This is a genomic window from Pseudoxanthomonas kaohsiungensis, assembly GCF_010211765.1.
Lineage (GTDB): Bacteria > Pseudomonadota > Gammaproteobacteria > Xanthomonadales > Xanthomonadaceae > Pseudoxanthomonas > Pseudoxanthomonas kaohsiungensis.
This window is the reverse complement of the sequence record NZ_PDWO01000008.1, coordinates 116,958-139,737: the sequence shown is the minus strand read 5'-3', so window position 1 is coordinate 139,737 and position 22,780 is coordinate 116,958. Positions and strand designations below refer to the sequence as shown.

The following is a 22,780-nucleotide window of genomic DNA, read 5'->3' as shown; positions in this document are numbered from 1 at the left end:
GCCCCTCAGCCCAGGGTGGCCGACCGCTCGTACCAGTCGATCCTGCGGGTGACCAGCATGACCACGGCCAGGATGCCGAACAGCAGCAGCGAGCCCATCAGCAGCGCGTTGTCCTCCGACACCAGCAGGCTGTAAAGCGCGCCATACAGGGCCGTGAGCATCGTCGCGAACGCGCCGGCCCGCCACCAGCCGCGCAACACGCCCGACAGGTAGACGAACTGCAGCCCGATGCAGGCCGCCGCCGCCAGCACGTAGGCCTGCCAGAACGCCATGTGCTCGGACAGGCCCAGCAGCAGCAGGAAGAAGATCGCCAGCGCCAGGCCCACCAGCAGGTACTGCAGCGGATGGATGCGCAGCTGCTTGACCAGCTCGAACAGGGCGAAGCCGACGAAGGTCAGCAGCACGAACAGGATCCCGTACTTGCTCGCGCGGTCGACCTGCGTGTAGACGTCGACCGGATCGACCAGCGCCACCGTCACGTTGTCCACGCTCGTGCCCTGCTCCACCTCGCCGGCGCGCGGGGTCAACCGTTTGATCGACGGGTCGAGCACCTGCGACTGCGCCGCGCTGGCCAGCGAGGAAATGTTCCAGGAGGCCCGGAAACCGTCGTCGCCGATGCTGCGCTGGTTGGGCAGGAAGCGTCCGCTGAACTGCGGGTGCGGCCAGCCGGACTGGAGCTCGATGCGATTGCTGTCGGCCACCGGCACGATGCCCAGCGACTGGGTGCCGGCGATGGCCATCTCCAGCTGCACCTCGCTGGCGGGCAGCCTGCGCGCGGATGCCACGGCGTCGCCGCCGTCCACGCCGGTCGCGACCGCGTTCCATCCCGGTGCGGGCAGCGGCGCGTGGACACCGTCCATCCGCCCGGATAGCGAGGCGGTTCCGGGCAGCAGTTCCAGCTCCTTGCCGTCCACCCGCAACCGCGAAGTCCCGACCAGTCCGCGCACGTCGGCCAGGCCCACCACCAGGTAAGGCTCGCCGTATTCGCGGCCCTCCACCGCGGGCACCGGCATCGCCTCGAAGCGCGCCGTCACTTCCGCCTGCCACTGGAACACGCGCACGTCGTACAGACGGACGCGGCGCACGTCCGGGGCGATCGTGCCGCGCGCCTGGAACAGCTCCGGGGCCTGCAGCAGGTAGCCTTCCACCGTTTCGGCGCGCACTTCGATCCGCCCGTCCTGCGCCGCGGCGTTGACCCGCCGGACTTCCTTCCACGGCACCACGCGCAACGGCCCGACCAGCTGCTGGGGCCCGGCCATGCTCTGCGAGACGCGCTCGATCGCCTCGCCGCGGTAATGGGTACGTTCCTGGATCAGGCCGCGGATCATGCTCAGCGGCACCAGCAGCACCAGTACCAGGCCGCCGACGGTGAGGAAGCGCAACAGCAGTCGCAACGATTTCATGGGTTCGCCCCGGATGGATGACCGCGCGCAGCGTGCGGCGGCCGCGTGGGGCGGGCATGGCCGGTGTTTGAAGCGGGCGTGAAGTGGACGGCGTGAGGTGCGTGCGGCGCGCCGGCTAGGCCAGTGGCAGGCTCAGCCCGGCCTCGGCGCCGCCGCCATCGCGGTTGCCCAGCCAGGCTTCGCCGCCGTGCAGGCGCGCCACTTCGCGGACGAAGGGCAGGCCGAGGCCGGAACTGCGGCCGCCACCGTCCGGACGGGCCAGGGAGTAGAACCTCTCGAAAACGCGCCCCAGCGCGTAGTCGGGCACGCCCGGGCCGGCGTCGCGCACGGTGGCCCGCACCCGCCCCTCGGCCACGGAGATGCCGAGCAGGATCGAACCGCCGGCCGGCGAGAACGCGATCGCGTTGTCGACCAGGTTGGCCAGCGCCTGGCGCACGAGGAACGGATCGCCCCGCACCACCAGCGGCGAGTCGGCGCCCTCGACGCGCAGCTGCAGCCGGGCCGCGGCCAGCTGCGGTTCGACCGAGGCCGCCAGCTGCCGCAGCAGTGCCGACAGGTCCAGCGCTTCGCGCCGTTGCAACCAGCCGTGCTGCTCGACCTCGGCCAGTGCCAGGAGCTTGTCGATGGTTTCGGTCAGGCGCTGCTGCTGGGCCTGGATGTTGGCGGCGAAGCGCCGCCGTTCGGCCTCGGGCAGCGGTTCCTGCAGCAGTTCGGCCGCGCCGCGGATCGCCGCCAGCGGGCTCTTCATCTCGTGGGTCAGCGACTGCACGTACTGCTCCACGTAGGCCTTGCCTTCCAGCTTGCGGCGCATGTCCTCCAGCGCGCGGGCCAGGTCGCCGATCTCGTCGCGCCGCCGCGGCGGCGGTGCCACCGGCTGCCCGGCCGCCACCGCCTGCGCATAGCGGTTGAGCCGGCCGATCCGGCGCGCCAGCCACCACGTCATCAGCAGCCCGACCAGCGCCGACAGGCCGATCAGCCACGCGCCCTTGCCCAGGATGCTGCGCTGGCTCGCCTCGATGAACGGCTCGAGCGTGCGGTTGGGCTTGGCCACGGTCAGCACCCCGATCAGCGTCCCCGGCGCCTCGGGATCGAAGACCGGCGCGGCCACGTGCATCACCGTGCGCTCGCTGCCCGGCGACTCCGGGCTGGAACGGGCGCCGTACTCGCCACGCAGGGTCCTGTAGACATCATTCCAGCGCGAGTTGTCGCGCCCCAGGTCGCGGCCTTCCGAATCGAACACCACGATCCCGCGCGCATCGGTCACCGTGACCCGGTAGTCGATGCTGCGCTTGGGGAACCGCCAGATCGTCGCCTCCGGGTCGCGGTCGCGGACCCGGGCCAGGTCGCCGGCGAAACGGCCCTCGGCGATGCGGCCGGCCTTGAGGTCGTCGGCGGCCATCGCCGCCAGCACGTTGGCGGTGTCCACCAGGGTCGATTCCATCGCCTGGCGCACGCCCGGCTTGACCTCGTCGACGAACACCCGCATCACGAAGAACGCGGCCAGGCCAACGATCAGGAAGAAGCCCAGGAACAGGCGCAGGCCGAGCCGCACTCAGGCCTCGATCGCGTAGCCGAGGCCGCGGTGGGTGCGGATCGGGTCGGGCTCGGCGCCGGCGGCGCGCAGCTTGGCCCGCAGGGTTTTCACGTGGGTGTCCACGGTGCGGTCGCCGCTGTCGGCGTCGCTGTCCCAGCCCCGGTCCATCAGCTGGGCGCGGCTGAGGATCGCGCCGGGGCGTTGCAGCAGCGCTTCCAGCAGCACGAATTCGTAGCGGGTGAGGTCCAGCGCCTGGCCGCGGTAACGGATGCGGTGGCCGCCACGATCGACTGCGAACTCGCCCCGCTCCACCCAGCCGTCGCCGGAACTTTCCCCGGCCGCCGGCACGGCGCTGCGCCGCAGCCGCGCCCGCACCCGCGCCACCAGTTCGCGTGGCGAGAACGGCTTGGTCACGTAGTCGTCGCCACCCAGCTCCAGGCCCAGTACGCGGTCTATCTCGTCGTTGCGCGCGGTCAGGAAGATCACCGGCACCTCGCTGAAGCCGCGCAACTGCCGGCAGACGTCGAAGCCGTTGAGGTCGGGCAGGCCGACGTCCAGCACCAGCACGTCGATCCCGCCGGCGCGCACCCGCTCCAGCGCCTGCCCGCCCAGCAGGCAGTGCTCGGCCTCCAGGCCCTCGCTGCGCAACGCGTACAGCAGCGCCTCGGCGATGGCCGGTTCGTCGTCGGCGACCAGGATCGTTGGCATGGGCCAAGCATAGTCCGGGCCCGCCATGGCGGCTATGCTGCGCGCATGAACTACCGCCACGCCTTCCATGCCGGCAACCACGCCGACGTGCTCAAGCATGTCGTCCTGCTGGGGCTGCTCGATGCGCTGCTGCGCAAGGAGGCGCCGTTCTTCGTCCTCGACACGCATGCCGGCCGCGGCCGCTACCTGCTCAAGGGCGAGGCCGCCGGCCGCACCGGCGAGGCGACCACCGGCATCCTGCCGCTGCTGGGCCTGCAGGATCCGCCACCGCTGCTGGCCCGTTACCTGCGCGCGGTCGCGGCGGACAATCCGGTGGACGCGCTGCTGGTCTATCCCGGCTCGCCGCTGCTCACCGCCCAGGCCATGCGCGCGCAGGACCGGCTGGCCGCCTGCGAGCTGCAGCCGGAGGAGGCAGCCGCGCTCAAGGCCCTGTTCGCCAGTGATCCGCGCGTGGCCGTGCATGCCCGCGATGGCTACGACGCGGTGCATGCGCTGCTGCCGCCGCGCGTGGATGGCACCCGGATCGCCCGCGGCCTGGTCCTGGTCGACCCGCCCTACGAGGCGCAGGACGAGGAATACCCGCGGGTCGCCCGCGCGGTGCGCGAGGCGCTGGAACGCTGGCCGCAGGCGACCTGCGCGGTCTGGTACCCGATCAAGCAGCGGCGCAGCCTGCAGCCGTTCTTCCGCAAGCTCGAGGGGCTGCCGGCACGATCGGTGCTGCTCACCGAACTGCTGGTGCGCCCAGACGATTCGCCCCTGCGGCTCAACGGCAGCGGCATGGCCATCGTCAATCCGCCGTGGAAGCTGGACGAGGCGATCGCGCCGGTGCTGCCGGTGCTCGGGGACAAGCTGGGCGAACGGGGCACCTCCACGCGGCTGGAGTGGCTGAAGCGCGACGAGGGCTGAGGTTCCGGCTGGCTGATTCAGCGGGAGCAACAGCACAGCAACACAGCAACAGCAGCCTGGCCGGCTCCGGATGGGGCCTTCGCCATACCGGGGTATGGCTTACCCCTCGGGACGGCATCCTGCCTTTACGAGGGGCCGTGGCACATCCATGTGCCACTTGCGCCATACCCCGGCACGACGAAGTCCTATCGCAGATTGATGATGTGGCTTCGTTCCACGCCCGGGTCCCAGGTCGCTATTGCCGGTCACAAATTCGCGAACGTCCACCGCATTCGTGCACCCCTCGCCCTTGCTCGGGCTTGTAACGGGTATCCACCGCGTACTTCGGTGTCGCGTCGCAACCGGCGCGAACGAAGCCACGCACCAACCGGTCGCCGAAGACGCGGCAGGCCCGGGGTGTCGCGGCAAGCGGGCCATGGATGGCCCGCGCCCGAGTCTGGACAGGATGTCCAGTCGAGGGAAGAGCGATACCCCGGGCCTGGCGCGGCTCCCGCCGAAGCCGACGCCCCAAGCGCTCTGTTCTTGGCCGGATGCTGGATGCCAGCCAAGAATCCGCGCGCCTCTTTCAGCCCGCCACGTCCTCGCCTTCGGGTTCGAAGAAGCACCAGCGCACGACCGGGAACTGCGCCTTCAACGCGACCTCGACCTGGTCGATCTCGCGCAGCATGCGCCGTCCGTCCTGGCTCTGGTGCATGCGCGCATGGATCGAGACCAGCACCTCGTTGCCCTGCTGCAGGGTGATCAGGCGCAGCAGCTGCGCGATCTCCGCACGTCCCTTGAGGAAGCCCTCGATCTGCGCCTGCAGCAGCGGGTCCACGCTTTGACCGATCAGCATCGCCTTGACCTCGATCGCCACCAGCACCGCGATCACGATCAGCAGCACGCCGATGGCGATGGTGCCGATCGCGTCGAACACCGGGTTGCCGGTCAACACCGTCAGCAGCACCGCGCCCAGCGCGAACAGCAGGCCAAGGAGCGCCGCCAGGTCTTCGCCGAAGATCACCACCAGCTCGGCCTGCCGGCTCTCGCGGAACCATTCCCACAGGCTGCGGTCGCCGCGCGCCTTGTCCACTTCCTGCAGGCAGGCGCGCATCGAAACCGACTCGGCCACGATCGCGAATACCAGCACGCCGACCGCCCACCACCACTGCTGCAGCGGCTCGGGATGCATCAGCTTGTGCACGCCCTCGTATACCGAGAACATGCCGCCCACGCTGAACAGCATCACCGCCACCAGGAAGGACCAGAAGTAGATCGCGCGGCCGTGGCCCAACGGATGCTCGCGGCTCTCGGGGCGCTTGGCCTGGCGCAGGCCCAGCAGCAGCAGGAGCTGGTTGCCGCAGTCGGCCAGCGAGTGCACCGTCTCGGCCAGCATCGCGCCGGAACCGGTGACGTAGGCCGCCACGCCCTTGGCCACGGCGATCGCGAAGTTGGCTCCCAGCGCGAAGAAGATCGCGCGGACCGAATCACCACCGCCTGCCATGGCATCGCCTCCTGGACCGATTGGAGCCGGAGTCTAGCAAGCCACCGGCCGACGCCCTGCGACGGCCTGCCCGTGAATGTGGGAATATCCCTCCCATGCCCCGCAACCGCCTCCCCCCCTGGCACGAAGAGTTCGTCCTGCCCAACCGGCGGGCGATCCTGATCCGCCCGATCCGCCCGGAGGATGCCTCGCCGCTGCAGGGCGTGTTCGGCATGCTCGGGCCGGCGGAACTGCGCGCCGGCTTCGGCGGTGGCGACTCGCTCGACGACGCGGCCGCCGCGCAGCTGTCGCGCCCGGACCCGAAGACCGAGCTGGTCCTGGTCGGCGCCGAACCGCTGCCGCCAGGTGAAGCGATGATCGCCGGGCTCGCCCGTGCGCGCATCGTCCCCGGCACGCGCCAGGCCGAGTACGCGATCCTGCTCGGCAACTACGTGGCAGGCCTGGGCCTGGGCCGGCACCTGATGCAGAAGCTGGTGAAGTGGTCGCGCGGGCGCTCCCTCGACCGCCTCTACGGCGACACGCCCGACAGCAACGGACCGATGCTCGACCTGGCTGCATCGATGGGCTTCCGCCCGAGCCTGGAAAGCGGCGTCCCGCCGGGCCTGACCCGGCTGGTGCTGGACCTCTGACCCGCACGCGCCGGGTCCTGCGGCCCACACGCGCCGGATCCCGGGTGTAGGAGCACAGCTTGCTGGCGACACGCCGGTCGGAACCACGACGGCGACGCCTGTGCAGACGGCGTCGCGTCGCGGGCGAGCCCGGCTCCTACGCAGGAGCACGCGCCGCCCCTCATCGCACCGCGGCTACAATGCGCGGTCCATGCCGTCCGCGTCCCCGCCCGTGCCCCCCGCTCCCCCGATGCCCAAGCGCGGCCAGGCCCGTGCCTGGTGGCGCGTACCCGCCTCGCCCTCGGCCCTGCCCTGGCACCTGGTGCAGGCCGCGCGTGCCCATCCGGGCCCGCTGCTGTTCGTGGCCCGCGACACCCACTCGGCGCACCAGGTCGAATCGGACCTGCTTACCCTGCTCGGCAACGACGCCTCCCTGCCGGTGGTGCCGTTCCCGGACTGGGAGACGCTGCCCTACGACCGCTTCAGCCCGCATCCGGACATCATCAGCCAGCGCCTGGCCGCGCTCCAGCGCCTGCCGCAGCTCGAGCGCGGGATCGTGGTCGTTCCCGTGCAGACCCTGCTGCAGCGGCTGCCGCCGCTGCGCTACATCGCCGGCGGCAGCTTCGACCTGGCTACCGGCCAGCGCCTGGACCTGGACGCGGAGAAGCGCCGGCTGGAAAGCGCCGGCTACCGCAACGTGCCGCAGGTGCTGGACCCCGGCGACTTCGCCGTGCGCGGCGGCCTGCTCGACGTCTACCCGATGGGTGCCGACGCGCCGTTGCGGATCGAAATGCTGGACGACGAGGTCGACTCGATCCGCCGCTTCGATCCGGAAAGCCAGCGCTCGCTGGACCGGATCGAGGCGGTACGCATGCTGCCCGGGCGCGAACTGCCGATGGACGAGGCCAGCATCGCCCGCGTGCTCGACGCGTTGCGCGAGCGCTTCGACGTCGACACCCGGCGCAGCGCGCTGTACCAGGACCTCAAGGCCGGACTGGCCCCGGCCGGCATCGAGTACTACCTGCCGCTGTTCTTCCCGCCTGCGCGCGACGGCTCGGACACCACGGCCACGCTTCTCGACTACCTGCCGGTCAGCGTGCTGCCGGTGCTGGCGGACGGCGCCAATGCGGCGGCCGCCGCGTTCTGGCAGCAGACGCGCAACCGCTACGAACAGCGCCGCCACGATGTCGAGCATCCGCTGCTCGCGCCGGAGGAGCTCTACCTGCCACCGGACACGCTGCGCGAACGGCTGAACCAGGGCATACGCGTCGAGGTCTGCGGCAGCGACCACCCACGCGCCGAAGAGGCGGCGCCGCTGGGCGACCAGCCGGCGCCGTCGTTGCCGGTCGCCGGCCGCGACCCGCATGTCGCCGGCGAAGCCCTGCGTTCGTTCCTCGGCAGCTACCCGGGCCGCGTGCTGGTGGCCGCCGATTCCCCCGGCCGCCGCGAGGCGCTGCTGGAAGTGCTGCAGGCCGCCAGCCTGCAACCGAAGGTCGTGGCCGATTTCCCCGCCTTCCTCGCCGGCAGCGACGCCTTCGCGCTGGCGGTGGCGCCGCTGGAAGACGGCTTCGCCCTCGATGCGCCACGGCTGGCGGTGCTCACCGAGCGCCAGCTGTTCCCCGAACGCGCGACCCAGCCGCGCCGCGCACGCCGCGCCGGGCGCGAGCCGGAAGCGATCATCCGCGACCTGGGCGAGCTGACCGAGGGCGCTCCGATCGTCCACGAGGACCACGGCGTCGGCCGCTACCGTGGGCTGGTGGCAATGGACATCGGCGGCATGCCGGGCGAGTTCCTCGACATCGAGTACGCCAAGGGCGACCGCCTCTACGTGCCGGTGGCGCAGCTGCACCTGGTCAGCCGCTACTCCGGCGCCTCGCCGGAGACCGCGCCGCTGCATTCGCTCGGCGGCGAGCAATGGGCCAAGGCCAAGCGCAAGGCGCAGGAAAAGGTCCGCGACGTGGCCGCCGAGCTGCTCGAGATCCAGGCCCGGCGGCACGCCCGCGCCGGACTGGCGCTGGAGATCGACCGGCCGATGTACGAAAGCTTCGCTGCCGGCTTCCCGTTCGAGGAGACGCCCGACCAGCACGCGGCGATCGAGGCGGTGCTGCGCGACCTGCAGTCCAGCCAGCCGATGGACCGGGTGGTCTGCGGCGACGTGGGCTTCGGCAAGACCGAAGTCGCGGTGCGCGCGGCGTTCGCCGCCGCCAGCGCCGGCCGCCAGGTCGCGGTGCTGGTGCCGACCACCCTGCTGGCCGAACAGCACTACCGCAACTTCCGCGACCGCTTCGCCGACTGGCCGCTCAAGGTCGAGGTGCTGTCGCGGTTCAAGACCAAGAAGGAGATCGAGGCCGAGCTGCAGAAGGTCAGCGAAGGCGGGATCGACGTGATCGTCGGCACCCACCGGCTGCTGCAGCCGGACGTGAAGTTCAAGGACCTGGGCCTGGTCATCGTCGACGAGGAACAGCGCTTCGGCGTGCGCCAGAAGGAAGCGCTGAAAGCCCTTCGTGCGAATGTCCACCTGCTGACCCTGACCGCCACGCCGATCCCGCGCACGCTGAACATGGCCATGGCGGGGCTGCGCGACCTTTCGATCATCGCGACTCCGCCGCCCAACCGGCTGGCGGTGCAGACCTTCGTCGTGCCCTGGGACGATGCGCAGCTGCGCGAAGCCTTCCAGCGCGAGCTGGCCCGCGGCGGCCAGTTGTACTTCCTGCACAACGACGTCGAAAGCATCGGCCGCATGCAGAAGCAGTTGGCCGAACTCGTGCCGGAGGCGCGAATCGGCATCGCCCACGGGCAGATGCCCGAGCGCGAGCTGGAGCGGGTGATGCTCGACTTCCAGAAGCAGCGCTTCAACGTGCTGTTGTCGACCACGATCATCGAGTCGGGCATCGACATTCCCAACGCCAACACCATCGTCATCAACCGCGCCGACCGCTTCGGCCTGGCCCAGCTGCACCAGCTGCGCGGGCGCGTCGGCCGCTCGCACCACCGTGCCTACGCCTACCTGCTGGTGCCCGATCGCCGTTCGATGACGCCGGATGCGGAGAAGCGGCTGGAAGCGATCGCCTCGATGGACGAGCTCGGCGCCGGCTTCACCCTGGCCACCCACGACCTGGAGATCCGCGGCGCCGGCGAGCTGCTCGGCGAGGACCAGAGCGGGCAGATGGCCGAGGTCGGCTTCAGCCTGTATACCGAGCTGCTCGAACGCGCGGTGCGCAGCATCCGCCTGGGCAAGCTGCCGGACCTGGACGCGGGCGAGGAAGTGCGCGGCGCCGAGGTGGTGCTCAACGTGCCGGCGTTGATCCCGGAAGACTACCTGCCGGACGTGCACACCCGCCTGACGCTGTACAAGCGCATTTCCAGTGCCCGCGACGGCGAGGCGCTGCGCGAGCTGCAGGTGGAGATGATCGACCGCTTCGGCCTGCTGCCCGATCCGGTCAAGCACCTGTTCGCCATCGCCGAGTTGAAGCTGCAGGCCGACGCGCTGGGCATCCGCAAGCTGGACCTGGGCGAGAACGGCGGCCGCATCGTGTTCGAGGCCAAGCCGCGGGTCGACCCGATGTCGGTGATCCGCATGATCCAGCAGCAGCCGAAGCTGTACGCGATGGACGGCCCCGACAAGCTGCGCATCCGCGTGCCGCTGCCGGAGGCGGCGGACCGCTTCAACGCCGCGCGCGCGCTGCTGACTACACTGGCACCGGGTTGACGCGTGCGGCTGCGGCTGCGGCAACAGCAACAGCCACGGTCAAGGTCAAGGTCACAGCGTCGGCTCCGGGAAGAGTCCGTCGGCACCTGGCGCTATGGCCCACCCTTCGGGACGACGTCCTGTCTTTACGAAGGGCCGTGGCACATCCATGTGCCACTTGGGCCATAGCGCCAGGCGCCGACGGACTTCGGATGCGGTGGGATTCGCGCCGTGCGGCTCAGCGTGGCATGAAGACGAAGCCTTCGATCCGGCTAACGCCGGAATGAAGGACCGCCGGCTGCAGCTCCTGGTCCTTCCTCGCCGAAGGCACAAGCCCCAAAGCGCCCGGAGGCCGTCGTTGCAGAGGGGATGGACCAAGTGGCACATGGATGTGCCACGACCCGAGTAAAGACAGGATGTCGTCCCGAGGGGTGGGCCATCCCCCTCTGCAACGGCGGACTCCCTCCGGAGCCAACGTCCCACGCCGTTGCCCTTGCCGTTGCATTCACATCGTGGCGCTACATCCCGAACACCCACGGCACCAGCAGCACCACGACCAGCAGCGTCAGCAGCGCCAGCGGCGTGCCGACCTTGACGAAATCGCCGAAGCGGTAGCCGCCTGGACCGACCACCAGAGCATTGACCGGCGAGGATACCGGCGTCATGAACGCCGCCGAGGCGGCCAGCGCCACGGTCATCGCGAACGGGTACGGCGACAGGCCCAGGTGCTGGGCGATCGCCAGCGCCACCGGCGCCATCAGCATGGCGATGGCGGTATTGGAAATGAACATGCCGAAGATCGCGGTGACGGCGAAGATCGCCGCCAGGACCACCCGCGGACCGGCACCGCCCACCGCCTCCAGCAGCAGGTCGGCGGCGAGGTCCACGCCGCCGGTGCGCTGCAGCGCCAGCGAGAACGGCAGCATCCCTACGATCAGGACCAGGCTCGGCCAGTGGATCGAGCGGTAGGCGCTGCGCAGGTCCAGGCATCCGGTGAGGCCCATCAGCAGGCAGCCGATCAGCGCCGCATGCACGTTGGGTACCGCGCCACTGACCATCAGGCCGATGGTCAGCAGCAGGCACGCCAGGGCGAACGGCGCGCGCGCCGCCGCCGGGGCGACTTCATCCGATTCCAGCGGCAGGTTGAGCAGGATCAGTCCGTCCGGCCCGGCGCCCAGGGCACGGATCGCCGGCCAGGGGCCGGCCACCAGCAGCGTGTCGCCGACTTCCAGCGGCTCGTCCTCGAGGTCGCGCACCTCGGCCGTGCGGCCGTGCTTGAGGCCGATGACCGCCAGCTCGTGGCGTTCCTGCAGGCGCGCGCGGCGCGCGCTCACCCCGGCCAGCGGCGAGTTCACCGCGACCATCATCTCGGCCATGCCGATGTCGTTGGCGTAGCCGGAAAAGTAGGCCCCTTCCAGCGGCAGTAACTCCAGCCGCAATGCGTCGAACATCGCTGGCGCGTCGATCCCCGGTTCGTGCAGGTCCAGCAGCAGCGCATCGCCGGGCATCAGGCGTCGCCCCTGCGCCGACAGCAGCAGGCGCTGGCCGAAGCGGCCGAGCTGCTCGATCGCCAGCACGTTCATGCCGGCCAGCTCGTCGTCCTCGAGCGCCGAGGCGACGCGACCCACCAGCGGCGATCCGGCGCCGACCCGCACCCGGAACGCGCGGCCCTCCAGCCGGTACTCGCCGATCCAGTCCTGCAGCCGCGGCGCGCGTGGCGAGGGCACCGGTGCCCCGCCGCCCAGCCAGCGCCGCGCGAAGAGCATGTAGCCGATCGCCAGCGCCAGTACCGGCGCACCGAACGGCAGGAAGTCGAAGAAGGCGAAGCCGGCATGGCCTTCGCGCAGCAGTTCGCCGTGGACCACCAGGTTGGGGGCGGTCGCCACCAGGGTCATCATGCCGCTGACCAGCGCGGCCACGCTCAGCGGCATCATCAGCCGGCCCGGCGCGATCCGGCTGCTGCGCGCGATCCGCAGCACGATCGGGACGAAGATCGCGACCACGCCGGTCGAGCTCATCACCGATCCCATCGCCCCCACCGCCAGCATCAGCGCCACCACCAGCACCGCTTCGTTGCCGCGGGCCACGTGCAGGATCAGGGTGCTCATGTGCTGGGCCAGCCCGGTGCGCACGAGGCCTTCGCCGAGCACGAAGAGCAGCGCGATCAGCACGATGCTGGGATCGGAGAAGCCGGCGATGGCCTCGCCGACGTCGATGACCCCGGTGAACGGCAGCGCCGCGACCATCAGCAGCGCGACCACGTCGGCGCGTGGCCGCCCGAGCGAGAACAGGACGATGGCCGCCGCCAGCAGGCCGAGGACCAGCAGCAGTTCCATGCTCATCGCCCGCCTCCGGCCTCGGGGCCGGCGCCGGTACCGGCGGCAGGAACCGGCCGTCCTTCGCGGATTGCCCGGGCGAACGCCGGGTCCTGGTCGGCGGCCCGGGCGGCGGGATTGACCAGCGAGCGCCGGCGCAGCTCGGCAAACGGCATCGAGGTGTCGACCAGCCCGGCATCGTACAGGTAGCGGTCGCTCCAGCCGTTGAGCAGGTGGCGGGTGTCCCAGCGGCCGAGCCGGCCGACCTGGTTGGCATAGCGGACGATGTTGACCGTGCAGTTGTTGCTGAGCACGTTGTAGAACTCCGGGACATCGGCCAGCGCGTTGATCCGGGACGCGTAGACACGGAACAGGGCGCGCGCGGTGTCGGCCGAGGCGGTGGTCCGGTACAGGAACACCTCCTCGCCACGGTGGTTGCTGCGCACGCGCACGATGTCGCGCTCGTCACCGCCGCGCTCGGGCCGGATCTCGATCGAGATGGCCAGCGGATCGGCGCCGGCCACGTCGAAGCTGAGGAAGGTGTGCGCGATCGCCCCGTCCGGCTCCCAGTAGGAGACGAAGAAGTCCACGCCCTGCACTTCGGACAGGCGCAGCTCGCGCTCTTCCCAGCGTTCGTCGAAGTCCTCCCGGCCACGGTAGTCGAAATTGCGGTACCCGCTGACCAGCACCCGGTCGCCGTCGATCGCGATCCGCGGCGTGACCGCCACCTCCGGCCGCCATTGGCGGTCGTGCCTCGGCCTCACCTGGCTCCAGGCCGCCAGCAACGCGGCGAACAGCAGCACCACGACGCCCATCGGCCAGCGGCTGCGCGCGCCCCACAGCGCCCATCCGGCGAATGCCGCGAAGGCCAGCGCCAGCCAGCCCCGGCCAGGCAGCGGCAGCGGGCCGTAGGCGATCGCCAGTGCCGCCCACGCCAGCGGCAGGCTCGCCACCAGTCCCAGCAGCCAGCGCAGGGCCACGGGGCCGGAGCGCCACCAGGGGAGCGGCCAGCGGAACGTGGCGTCCTGCGCAACCTGCATGGGGCCTCCGGGGGTGCGGCATCCGGCCCGCGGGCCCGCGGACTCCCGGCATCCTCGTCCGCGGCCGGGTCAAAGTTCAAGGCCGGCGTGCCACGCGCCGGTGCGACGCACCCGCTACAGCTGGGATTCCACCGGCAGCCAGCCGATCACGCGGGCGGCGCCACGGCGCCAGAGGCTGGCTTCGGGCTCGCGGTCCCAGGTCCGGGGCGGCTGCGCGGCGTCGTCCTGCCAGCGCAGCGCGCCGTCGACCAGTTCGAGCCGGTAGCTGGTGCGCGGATCGGTCTTCCGCCGGTACAGCGCCTCGAGCTCGGCGGCCGCGTCGGTGCTCTCGAACAGCAGCCCCATCTCGGTGTTGAGGTTCATCGAGCGTGGGTCCAGGTTGAACGAGCCGATGAAGCCGCGCCGCCCGTCCAGCACGTAGGCCTTCGTATGCAGGCTGGCGCCGCTGGAACCGAACAGGCTGGCGCTGGTGCTGCCGTGCGGCTTGAGCTCGTACAGCGAGACGCCCCGCTCGAGCAGCGGGATCCGGTAGCCGGCATACCCGCCGTGCACGGCCATCACGTCGTTGGCCGCCAGCGAGTTGGTCAGGATGCCTACCTCGACCCCACGGCGGCGGACGCTGTCGAACCAGTTCACGCCTTCGGTGCCGGGCACGAAGTACGGCGAGATCAGTCGCAGGTCTCGCTCCACCACCGAGACGTGCTCGACCAGCACCGGCGTCATCCAGTCCGGCTGCGGCGTGGCGCCCTCGGCCTTCTCCGGCGGGTCGGAGACGATCGCCGCGTCGGCGGTCCAGTGGATGCGGACCTTGCCGCCCATCAGGTCGTTGACCCCGGGCGAGTCCTTCAGGCGCTGCAGGTAGGGCGCGGCGCGCGGCGAGGCGAGGCCGGCGTCGATGCTGGCACGGACCCGCTCCAGCGCGCCGGTGCCGGGCTCGACGAGCGCCGACAGCGGGATGGCCGACGCGCTGTTCCAGTAGGCATCGAAGATCGCCTCGGCCTGTTTCACCGGCGGCCCGATCACCGCCGCGTCGGTGTCCATGAAGTTGATGTCGGCGGCCGCGTCGAAGTATTCGTCGCCGATGTTGCGGCCGCCGACGATCGCCACCCGCCCGTCCGCGATCCAGGTCTTGTTGTGCATCCGCCGGTTGAGGCTGAAGAAGCGCAGCAGCAGCTCCACGCCGCGGGCGATCGTGCCCTCGCGCGCGCGGGTCGGGTTGAACAGGCGCACCTCGACCAGCGGATGGCTGTCGAGCGCCGCCAGCACCGATTTGCTGCCGTGCACGTTCATGTCGTCCAGCAGCAGCCGCACGCGCACGCCGCGGTCGGCGGCCTGCAGCAGTTCGTGGTGGATCATGTTGCCGGTGAAGTCGGCGTGCCAGATGTAGTACTGCAGGTCCAGGCTGCGCCCGGCCGCGCGCGCGGTGGCGGCGCGCACAGCGAACGCATCGAGGTTGTCGGACAGGATGACGATGCCCGCGTCCTCGGGCCGGGCCGAGGTCAGCGGCGAGATCGCCCGGTCCAGCGGCGTGCCGGCCGGCTGCACGTCCATCGCGTACGCCGCCGGCCCGCGCGCGCGCTCGGCAAAGCGGCCGTACGCGTACAGCGACAGCAGCGAGGCGGCCACGAACGCCGCCAGCGCGATGCCGATCCACTTGAGCTTCTTCTTCATGTGCGTGGTCGCGTGGGATGCGGCGATTGTAGGGGCGCGGCGCGACGGCGGCGTGTGTACCGCGGCCTGGAGGACTCAGGGACCGGCGTTCAGGCCCACCCAGCCGCGGAACGTGAAGCCTGCATAGAACTGCTCCACCCGCTCGAAACCGGCCCGTCGCAGCAATGCCTCGTCCTCGTCCGGCGGCAGCACCGGAAGCTGCCGGGCGATCGCCTCGATGGCCTTGCGGGCATTGGCGGCGGGCACGCCCGAACCGATGGCGAACGCCGCGTAGCGCTCCAGCCAGCGCGCCTTGTCCGGCCCGGACTGCGGGAAGCTGTGGTGCGCCACGACCAGCGGCGCACCGGGCCACAGCCGTCGCCGGATCTGGCCCAGCGTGGCCAGCCGCTCTCCGGGCTCGACGAAGTGCAGGGTCAGCAGGCACGTCGCCGCGTCATAAGGTCCCGCCGGCGCGGTGTCGACGTAGCCTTCGTGGAAATCCACGCGCCCGGCCTGCACGCCCAGCGTGGACCGCGCCAGCGAGAGCATCTCGCGCGACGGATCGACGCCGGCGAACCGCCAGCCCGGTTGCCGGTCGGCGAACACCTTCAGCTCCAGGCCACCGCCGGCCCCCACCACCAGCACCCGTCCGTCGACGGGCACCGATTCCTCCAGCAGCAACGCCGCCATCCGCTGCAGGGCCTCGAAGCCCGGCACCAGCCGAAGCGGTCCCTGCGCGTAGCTGGCCACGGCCTGCGGATCATCGAACGACATGGATTGCCCCCGCTGCCTGGTCTCTGGACGATGCTGGCCGCAGTGCGCCCCGGGCAGGCCGGACGCGCCCTGCCCGGCGCATGCGCCACGGGCGCCGCGCCAGGATCAGCGTCGCACCCACGGCGCCAGCAGCGCCAGCCAGCGCGCGCGCCAGGCCAGGGTCAAGGCGATGGCCAGCGCCGCACCCGCCACGGCCATGGTCCAGACCAGCACCGCCATCGTGGCGTGGTCGGCCGCCAGGCACAGCCACAGGCTGGCGGCCAGTGCCGTCGCGCCGAGCAGGCGCAGCAGCTTCGCGCTCCCGCGTGCCAGCGCCCTGCCCCAGACCTGGCGGGCATGGACCTCCATCGCCAGCGCCAGCCAACCCATGCCTGCCAGGCATGCCGCCAGGGCCGCGGCCAGCAACCAGCCCGCGTGGCTCGGCTCAGGCATGCGCGGCCTCCTGCTCGCGCATGCGCGCATCGGCGCGCGCAGTGGTGCGACGGCCGAACATGCGGCCGGCGGCGGCGGCGATCGCCGCGGTGGCCAGCAACGCCAGGTCGACGCCGGCGACCGGCCAGTAGCCGGCGGCGAGCGTGCGCAGCAGGTGGTCGCCGGTGGTGAGCCAGTTCAGCAGCATCGCGGCCACGGCCAGGGCTGCGATCACCCAGCACTGCTCGCGCCAGGCCGGATTGGGCAGGCCGCGGGCCACTGGCGCGCTGCGCCAGGCGGCGTGCAGCAGCGCCAGCACCCAGCTGCCCCAGAAGGCGTAGCGCTCCCAGTCACCGCGGCCAGTCAGGTCATCGGGCAGCAGGCGGTTGGCAACCAGGATCGACAGCGTGGCGATGACCATCCCGGCGACGCTGGCGACCGCCAGCGCATCGACGATCCGCGCGCCCTGGCTGCCGGCCAGCGCGTGCTGGCGCTTGCGCTTCTCGACGAAGAACACGAAGCCGGTGGCGATGCAGACCGCCCCGGCCAGTCCGCCAAGCACGTACAGCCAGCGCAGCAGCCAGTGGCGGAAATGCTGCAGGTGCAGGCCGGTCAGGAACTCGGCGGCCTTGGCGACCGGCGTGGCCGCCGGATCCTCGCGGATCAGCTCGCCGGTGCTGGCCTTGAAGTGGATGCCGTCGCCGACCAGGGCGATGCGGTCGGTGCCGGCGCGGTACACGCTGACATAGCCATTGGCGTCGCCCACGTGCATCAGCACCAGGAAGCCGACGTCGCCGGCCTTGCCAGCCGCCTCCCAGCGCCGCTGCGCCTCGGCCACCATCACATCGACGTTGGCCAGGCCCGCGGCTACGCCGGCGCGCTCGTGCGGCAGGCCGGTCTGGCTGGCCTCGATCTCCGCATAGCGGTCGTGCAGGTCGTGCAGCTGGGTATGGCCGACCGGGAAGTAATAGGTCGCGGCGAAGATCAGCAGGCCGGTGAAGGCGAAGAAGAAGTGGAACGGCAGCGCGACCACGCCGGTCAGGTTGTGCAGATCGAGCACGCTGCGCAGGCGCGCCTTGCCCGGGCGGAAGGTGAACAGCTCGCGGAACAGCTTGCGGTGCATGACCACCCCGCTCACCAGCGCGGCCAGCATGGCCAGCGCCGCCAGGCCGACGATCCAGAAGCCGAGGTTCTTCCAGTCCAGGGTCAGGCTGTAGTGCATCGGGTAGAAAAATCCGCTGCCCAGCTTGAGGCGGTCATCCGGCAGCGAAGTGCCGTCGCGCGGATCGATGGTGGCGTAGGCCCAGACCTGCTCGTCCGGGTCCTTCGCGTTGGGCACCACGTAGCCGGCGAACAGCGCCAGCACCGGGTCGCGGTGGGTGGTGTAGGCGCTCCAGCTGCCGACGGTGTCGAAGCGCTGCGGCATCGGACCGTCGACCCGCGGCGCCATCGCCTCCACCGCCGCCGGCAGCGGCTGCATGCGCTCGAACGCCGGGCGCAGGATCTTCTCGTACGACGGCATCGGCTGCGGTTCGAAGCGCGTGGCGGGGATCGACCAGCGGTCGATCTCGCGGTCGAACACCGACAGCGCGCCGAAGAAGAACGCGGCCATCAGCACGAAGCCGAGCACCAGGCCGAACCAGGTGTGCAGCCAGGCCATCGCCTGGCGGAAGCTCTGGGTCACGACGGATTCCTTGGTCCTGGCCATGGCGTCAAAGGATGCTCTTCTGCACGAGCGAGGCAAGCGCGGCCATCGCCGCGCCGCCGCCGAGCAGGAGCGCCCAGGCCAGCGCCACCCGGCGACAGGCCATCGTCCACAGCAAGGCGACCAGGAACACGAGCAGCCCGACCGCACTGGACAGGAACTCGGCGTCGTGGAAGCCCATGCCGGCCTTGGACAGCAGCGCGGTGGCCAGGGCGATCAGGCCCCAGGTGAAGGCATACCCGCCCAGCACCGCCGCGCCCACCCGCGCGGCGACGCGCAGGCGCGGCGCGCGGGTCGTGGCCGGGCGCGGATCGATCGTGGAGGAAGGCGTGGACATGGCGTCAGGCTACTGTCTCTTCGCGGCGGATGATCGCTCAGAACCGCCAGTCAAGGGTGAGGGTGTAGTTGCTGGGCGCGCCGTAATAGCCGCTGTAGCGCAGGGTGTTGATGTACTTCTCGTTGAACACGTTGTTGACGTTCAGGCGCACGCTCGCGTTCTCGACGAAATTCCAGCCCATGAAGGCGTTGAGGACCGCGTAGCTGTCCTGGCGCACGGTGAAGCCGCTGCTCTCGGTATTGGATATCCCGCTCTGCCAGCGCCCGCCGACGCCGTACGACAGCGGGGCGTAGCCCGGCGCGCGCGCGCTCAGGACCAGGTTGGCGCTGCGGCGCGGCACCCACGGATAGGTGTCCTCGCCATTGAGGCCGTCCATCTCCAGCGCGGTGTAGCCGAACACCAGGTCGACGTTGTCGCCCAGCTTGCCGACCGCCTCGAACTCCACGCCCTCGGACTGCACGTCCACCGGCGCGTAGATGGTCTGGCCGAACTCGTTGTACTCGCCCGTCGGCGTCGCCAGGCCCTGCTGGTCGGCCTTGAACACCGCCAGCGTGGTCAGGAGGCGTCCGTCCAGCCACTCGGCCTTGATGCCGGCCTCGTAGTTCACGCCCTTGCTGGCGTCCAGCAGGCGGTTGTCGGCGTCGCTCTGGTCCTGCGGCTGGTAGATGTCCGAATAGCTGACATAGCCCAGCACGCGGTCGGTGAAATCGAAGGTCAGGCCGGCGTAGGGGCTGGTATGGCTGGTGGTCTCGTCGAAGTCCACGCCATAGGAGACGCCCTCGCGGCGGTACTCGGCGTAGTTGGCGCCGATGATCGCCTTGAAGCGTTCGGTCACGGCGATGCGGGTGGCGCCGAACACGCGCTTGAGGTCCTGGTCCAGTTCCGCCGATTGCGAGAATTCGCTCCAGGACGGCTCGGGAATGGCGTCGGTCGGGTACGGGAACGGCGGCAGCAGGCCCCAGGCCGGATGCGGGAACTCCGCGCTGCGCTCCCAGTTCTCGGTGGTGCTGCGCGAGGCGCTGACGCCGATCACCGCCTCGTGCTGGCGCCCGAACATGGTGTAGACGCCGTTGAGGCTGGCGGTGCCCAGGTGGCTGGTCACCTCGTCCTTGCCGCTCCACGGATAGCCGACCAGGCCCAGGCCGGTGGCCGGATCCAGTCCGTCGGGCGTGCCGTCGAGGTCGGTGTCCGCCAGGTAGGCGTAGAACATGTCCTCGTCGCCGCTGGCGCGCCGGTAGTTGTACGACACGTTCAACCGCCAGTCGGCACCGAGCTGGTGGACGTATTCGGCGAACGCGGTTTCGTTGGTCGTATCCCAGTAGGTCCAGTCCTGGGTGGTGGTGGCATCGCGCGGCCATTCGTTCTGGGTGCCGTCGCTGTTCATGAACAGCAGCGCGCCCCACATGATGCCGTCCGAATTGGCCTGCTGGTGCGAATAGCCGACGGTCAGTGTGCCGTTGTCGCCGACCTGGCCATCGACCACGCCGTAGAGGAAGGTGCGGTCGTTCTGGTTGGCCCGCAGCCAGGAATCGCCCTCCTCGTACGCGGCCACGACGCGCCCGGCCCAGCGGCCGTCGTCGGTGAACGGAGTCGAGTAATCGGCTTCGGCACGCACCGTGTCCCACGAGCCGTAGCTCAGGCCGACCATCCCCTGCGCCTCGTTGGTCGGGCGCTTGCGCACGTAGTTGATCGTGCCGGACGCGTTGCCCACGCCGGTCAGCAGGCCGTTGGCGCCACGGATGACTTCCACCTTCTCGTAGCCGAAGGTGTCCTGCGCGCCGGTGGCGATGCCCCAGCTGTTGGGCAGGCCGACGCCGTCGATCTGGGTGTTGAGGATGTCGAAGCCGCGGGCGCTGTAGCTGGTGCGGTTGGTTTCCCATTCGTCCACGCGCACGCCGGTCGCCAGCCGCAGCGCATCGTTGACGCTGTTCGCGCCGAACAGGCGCATCTGCTCGCCGGTCACCACGCTGATGGACTGCGGGGTTTCCTTGATCTCCAGGTCCAGGTTGGTCGCGCCGTTGCTGACGCGGCTGGCACGCTGGCCCACGACCATGATCGCGTCCAGGTCGGTGGCGGAGGCGTCGCCCTCCTGTGCGCTGGCCGCCTCCTGCGGTGCGGCCAGCGCCGTGCCGGACAGGCCGGCCAGGGCCAGCGCGATCGCGAGCGGCAGGTGGCCATTGGCGAACGCGCGGCGATCAGGGCGACGGCTGCGGGACGGGCGGGAGGAACGGTTCGGACGCATCGAGGAAACTGCCTTGTCTTGATGGAATGAGGGGGATTCGCGCAAAGGCGACCGGATCGCTCCGGTCGCCCGCGCCCGCCGCGAGCCGGTGACGTTGTGCGGCCGGTCACCGCAGGAGGTCGCCTTGCCCATCCCGCTCGGCCTGGGGGCCTGGCGGGGTCGTTGGCTGGGCGCATATTAAATGCGAATCAATCTCATTCTGCAACAGGGCGCTATCCACCGGCCTGAAACGAAGACACCCGGCCTGGGCCGGGTGTCGTCCATCGCCGCCGGATGGGCCCGGCCGTTACCTGGCCTTGCCCTGGTTGGCCACCGCCTCGGCAGCGCGCCTGGCCGCCTCCGGATCACCGAGGTAGCGGTACGACTTGACGCTCAGTTCGTCGTCCAGCTCGAACAGCAGCGGGATGCCGGTCGGAATGTTGAGTTCGAGGATCTCTTCCTTCGAAACGTGGTTGAGGTACTTGTACAGCGCGCGCAGCGAATTGCCGTGCGCGGCGACCAGCACGGTCTTGCCGGCCTTCAGCGACGGCGCGATGGCGTCGTGCCAGTACGGCAGTACCCGGTCCAGGGTGGTGGCCAGCGATTCGGTCGACGGCAGCGCATTGCGGTCCAGGCCGGCATAGCGCGGGTCGTTGGCCGGGTGGCCCGGATCGTCGAGCGGCATCGGCGGCGGCGGGATGTCGTAGGAGCGACGCCAGACCTTGACCTGCTCCTCGCCGTGCTTGGCCGCCGTCTCGGCCTTGTCCAGTCCCTGCAGCGCGCCGTAGTGCCGCTCGTTGAGGCGCCAGCTCTTGTGCACCGGCAGCCAGTCCTGGTCCAGTTCGGCCAGCGCCAGGTTCAAGGTGCGGATGGCGCGCTTGAGGGTGGAGGTGTAGGCCACGTCGAAGCGCAGGCCCTCCTCGCGCATCAGCCTGCCGCCGGCGGCAGCCTCGCTGCGGCCCTGCTCGGTGAGATCGACGTCGACCCAGCCGGTGAATCGGTTCTCGAGGTTCCACTGGCTCTGGCCGTGGCGCAGCAGGACGAGCTTGCGGGTCACTGGGCGTTTCTCCGGTGCTTCGATTGCGGGACGCCGATTCTAGCGGCAACTCCCGCCGGCGGCCGCACGCGGCCACGGTTTTCGCTGCAACCATGCGCGGACGGCGCGCATCCATCGCCCCGGCTTCACCGCTGCGACCGGCATACTGGCGCCATGGTCGAAGCCGCCACCGCCAGCAATCCCTTCCCCGGCTGGGACGGCAGCATCGCCGGTGCCCGCGCCCTGCAGGCGCAGCTGGCCGCACGGGTGCGGCTCGACGACGACTTCCATGACCCGCCGCGCACGGTGGTCGGCCTGGACGTCGGCTTCGAGGACGGCGGCCACACCGTGCGCGCGGCCGCGGTGCTGCTGGATGCGACTTCGCTGCAGACCCTGGAAATGCACGTGGCGCGGCGTCCGACGCAGATGCCGTACGTGCCGGGACTGCTCAGCTTCCGCGAGCTGCCCGCGTTGCTGGATGTGCTGTCGATGCTGTCGGCGCCGCCGGACCTGGCGATGGTCGACGGCCAGGGCATCGCCCACCCGCGACGCCTCGGCATCGCCGCGCACCTGGGTGTAGCCACCGGCCTGCCCACCATCGGCGTGGCCAAGAAACGGTTGGCGGGGCACTACGAAGAACCGGGCCCGCAGCGGGGCGACCGCAGCCGCCTGGTCCATCGCGGTGACACCGTCGGCTACGCGCTGCGCAGCAAGCCGCGCTGCAACCCGCTGATCGTCTCGCCCGGGCACCGGGTGTCGCTGGACTCGGCGGTGGTCCTGGTGATGCACTTCCTCGACGGCTACCGCCTGCCGGCACCGACGCGGCGCGCCGACCGGCTGGCCTCGCGCCGCGACGCGCCGCGCGCGCCGGCCTGAGGGCCGTCGACGGAAAGCATCGTCGCACGCAGGTACCGGCCGGGGCGCGGGATCCATGCGATCCTGCGCCGAACTTCCAGCCGAG

17 protein-coding genes are annotated in these 22,780 nt (G+C 70.7%); 4 read left to right on the top strand and 13 right to left on the bottom strand.

Translation table 11 applies throughout. From position 1 onward, the window contains the following. Positions 1 to 5: 5 nt before the first annotated feature. From creD to creB, 3 genes are all read right to left on the bottom strand, one after another. The gene (gene creD / locus CSC66_RS10380; protein ID WP_162377318.1) at positions 6 to 1,403 is read right to left on the bottom strand and encodes a cell envelope integrity protein CreD; all 1,398 of its coding nucleotides are present in this window, start codon (positions 1,401 to 1,403) and stop codon (positions 6 to 8) included. Positions 1,404 to 1,518: 115 nt separating this feature from the next. Beyond that, on the bottom strand, positions 1,519 to 2,955 hold the full coding sequence (gene creC, locus CSC66_RS10375; protein WP_162377317.1) for a two-component system sensor histidine kinase CreC: 1,437 nt from the start codon (positions 2,953 to 2,955) through the stop codon (positions 1,519 to 1,521). Continuing rightward, positions 2,956 to 3,645: a two-component system response regulator CreB gene (gene creB, locus CSC66_RS10370; protein ID WP_162377316.1), complete on the bottom strand. Its 690-nt coding sequence runs from the start codon at positions 3,643 to 3,645 to the stop codon at positions 2,956 to 2,958. Between the two features lie 45 nt (positions 3,646 to 3,690). Here creB and CSC66_RS10365 point away from each other — a divergent pair, with 45 nt between their 5' ends. After that, a complete protein-coding gene (locus tag CSC66_RS10365) occupies positions 3,691 to 4,551 on the top strand; it encodes a 23S rRNA (adenine(2030)-N(6))-methyltransferase RlmJ (RefSeq protein ID WP_162377315.1) in 861 nt (286 codons plus the stop codon). Positions 4,552 to 5,116: 565 nt separating this feature from the next. Here CSC66_RS10365 and CSC66_RS10360 read toward each other — a convergent pair. Next, positions 5,117 to 6,034, bottom strand: coding sequence for a cation diffusion facilitator family transporter (locus CSC66_RS10360; RefSeq protein ID WP_162377314.1), 918 nt, complete (start codon positions 6,032 to 6,034; stop codon positions 5,117 to 5,119). A gap of 95 nt (positions 6,035 to 6,129) precedes the next feature. Between CSC66_RS10360 and CSC66_RS10355 the strand changes: the two genes are divergently transcribed. Both CSC66_RS10355 and mfd read left to right on the top strand, forming a co-directional pair. Further along, a complete protein-coding gene (locus CSC66_RS10355) occupies positions 6,130 to 6,663 on the top strand; it encodes a GNAT family N-acetyltransferase (protein ID WP_162377313.1) in 534 nt (177 codons plus the stop codon). A gap of 190 nt (positions 6,664 to 6,853) precedes the next feature. Next, positions 6,854 to 10,351: a transcription-repair coupling factor gene (mfd, locus tag CSC66_RS10350; RefSeq protein ID WP_162377312.1), complete on the top strand. Its 3,498-nt coding sequence runs from the start codon at positions 6,854 to 6,856 to the stop codon at positions 10,349 to 10,351. Positions 10,352 to 10,848: 497 nt separating this feature from the next. Here the strand turns inward: mfd and CSC66_RS10345 are convergent, their stop codons facing one another. From CSC66_RS10345 to gpmA, 9 genes are all read right to left on the bottom strand, one after another. After that, the gene (locus CSC66_RS10345) at positions 10,849 to 12,672 is read right to left on the bottom strand and encodes an SLC13 family permease (RefSeq protein ID WP_162377311.1); all 1,824 of its coding nucleotides are present in this window, start codon (positions 12,670 to 12,672) and stop codon (positions 10,849 to 10,851) included. After that, positions 12,669 to 13,685, bottom strand: a complete 1,017-nt coding sequence (locus CSC66_RS10340) for a lipoprotein N-acyltransferase Lnb domain-containing protein (protein WP_162377310.1) — start codon at positions 13,683 to 13,685, stop codon at positions 12,669 to 12,671. Before CSC66_RS10340 ends, CSC66_RS10345 begins: the two co-directional genes overlap by 4 nt. A gap of 114 nt (positions 13,686 to 13,799) precedes the next feature. Next, positions 13,800 to 15,356 (bottom strand): phospholipase D family protein, encoded by a 1,557-nt coding sequence (locus CSC66_RS10335; RefSeq protein WP_162377309.1) that lies wholly within the window; start codon positions 15,354 to 15,356, stop codon positions 13,800 to 13,802. A 75-nt stretch (positions 15,357 to 15,431) separates the two neighbouring features. Further along, entirely contained in the window at positions 15,432 to 16,109 is a 678-nt protein-coding gene (locus tag CSC66_RS10330; protein ID WP_162377308.1) for a class I SAM-dependent methyltransferase, read from the bottom strand. A 105-nt stretch (positions 16,110 to 16,214) separates the two neighbouring features. Beyond that, on the bottom strand, positions 16,215 to 16,541 hold the full coding sequence (locus tag CSC66_RS10325) for a DUF3325 domain-containing protein (RefSeq protein WP_162377307.1): 327 nt from the start codon (positions 16,539 to 16,541) through the stop codon (positions 16,215 to 16,217). Next, a complete protein-coding gene (locus CSC66_RS10320; protein ID WP_238394360.1) occupies positions 16,534 to 18,228 on the bottom strand; it encodes a PepSY-associated TM helix domain-containing protein in 1,695 nt (564 codons plus the stop codon). The genes CSC66_RS10325 and CSC66_RS10320 overlap by 8 nt, the downstream gene beginning before the upstream one ends. A 4-nt stretch (positions 18,229 to 18,232) precedes the next feature. Then, complete coding sequence (locus CSC66_RS10315; RefSeq protein WP_202935626.1) at positions 18,233 to 18,562, bottom strand: iron uptake protein; 330 nt, start codon at positions 18,560 to 18,562, stop codon at positions 18,233 to 18,235. A 37-nt stretch (positions 18,563 to 18,599) separates the two neighbouring features. After that, entirely contained in the window at positions 18,600 to 20,804 is a 2,205-nt protein-coding gene (locus CSC66_RS10310) for a TonB-dependent siderophore receptor (RefSeq protein WP_162377306.1), read from the bottom strand. A gap of 286 nt (positions 20,805 to 21,090) precedes the next feature. Continuing rightward, positions 21,091 to 21,840, bottom strand: coding sequence for a 2,3-diphosphoglycerate-dependent phosphoglycerate mutase (gene gpmA / locus CSC66_RS10305; RefSeq protein ID WP_162377305.1), 750 nt, complete (start codon positions 21,838 to 21,840; stop codon positions 21,091 to 21,093). Here gpmA and nfi point away from each other — a divergent pair. After that, a complete protein-coding gene (gene nfi / locus CSC66_RS10300; RefSeq protein WP_379655907.1) occupies positions 21,811 to 22,695 on the top strand; it encodes a deoxyribonuclease V in 885 nt (294 codons plus the stop codon). The genes gpmA and nfi overlap by 30 nt on opposite strands. Positions 22,696 to 22,780 lie beyond the last annotated feature (85 nt).

Excerpts from the sequence above, each read along its gene's own strand:
- creD (WP_162377318.1), bottom strand. The coding sequence starts at position 1,403 with ATGAAATCGTTGCGACTGCTGTTGCGCTTCCTCACCGTCGGCGGCCTG.
- creB (WP_162377316.1), bottom strand. The coding sequence starts at position 3,645 with ATGCCAACGATCCTGGTCGCCGACGACGAACCGGCCATCGCCGAGGCG.
- CSC66_RS10365 (WP_162377315.1), top strand. The coding sequence starts at position 3,691 with ATGAACTACCGCCACGCCTTCCATGCCGGCAACCACGCCGACGTGCTC.
- CSC66_RS10360 (WP_162377314.1), bottom strand. The coding sequence starts at position 6,034 with ATGGCAGGCGGTGGTGATTCGGTCCGCGCGATCTTCTTCGCGCTGGGA.
- CSC66_RS10355 (WP_162377313.1), top strand. The coding sequence starts at position 6,130 with ATGCCCCGCAACCGCCTCCCCCCCTGGCACGAAGAGTTCGTCCTGCCC.
- mfd (WP_162377312.1), top strand. The coding sequence starts at position 6,854 with ATGCCGTCCGCGTCCCCGCCCGTGCCCCCCGCTCCCCCGATGCCCAAG.
- CSC66_RS10345 (WP_162377311.1), bottom strand. The coding sequence starts at position 12,672 with ATGAGCATGGAACTGCTGCTGGTCCTCGGCCTGCTGGCGGCGGCCATC.
- CSC66_RS10340 (WP_162377310.1), bottom strand. The coding sequence starts at position 13,685 with ATGCAGGTTGCGCAGGACGCCACGTTCCGCTGGCCGCTCCCCTGGTGG.
- CSC66_RS10335 (WP_162377309.1), bottom strand. The coding sequence starts at position 15,356 with ATGAAGAAGAAGCTCAAGTGGATCGGCATCGCGCTGGCGGCGTTCGTG.
- CSC66_RS10330 (WP_162377308.1), bottom strand. The coding sequence starts at position 16,109 with ATGTCGTTCGATGATCCGCAGGCCGTGGCCAGCTACGCGCAGGGACCG.
- CSC66_RS10325 (WP_162377307.1), bottom strand. The coding sequence starts at position 16,541 with ATGCCTGAGCCGAGCCACGCGGGCTGGTTGCTGGCCGCGGCCCTGGCG.
- CSC66_RS10320 (WP_238394360.1), bottom strand. The coding sequence starts at position 18,228 with ATGGCCAGGACCAAGGAATCCGTCGTGACCCAGAGCTTCCGCCAGGCG.
- CSC66_RS10315 (WP_202935626.1), bottom strand. The coding sequence starts at position 18,562 with ATGTCCACGCCTTCCTCCACGATCGATCCGCGCCCGGCCACGACCCGC.
- CSC66_RS10310 (WP_162377306.1), bottom strand. The coding sequence starts at position 20,804 with ATGCGTCCGAACCGTTCCTCCCGCCCGTCCCGCAGCCGTCGCCCTGAT.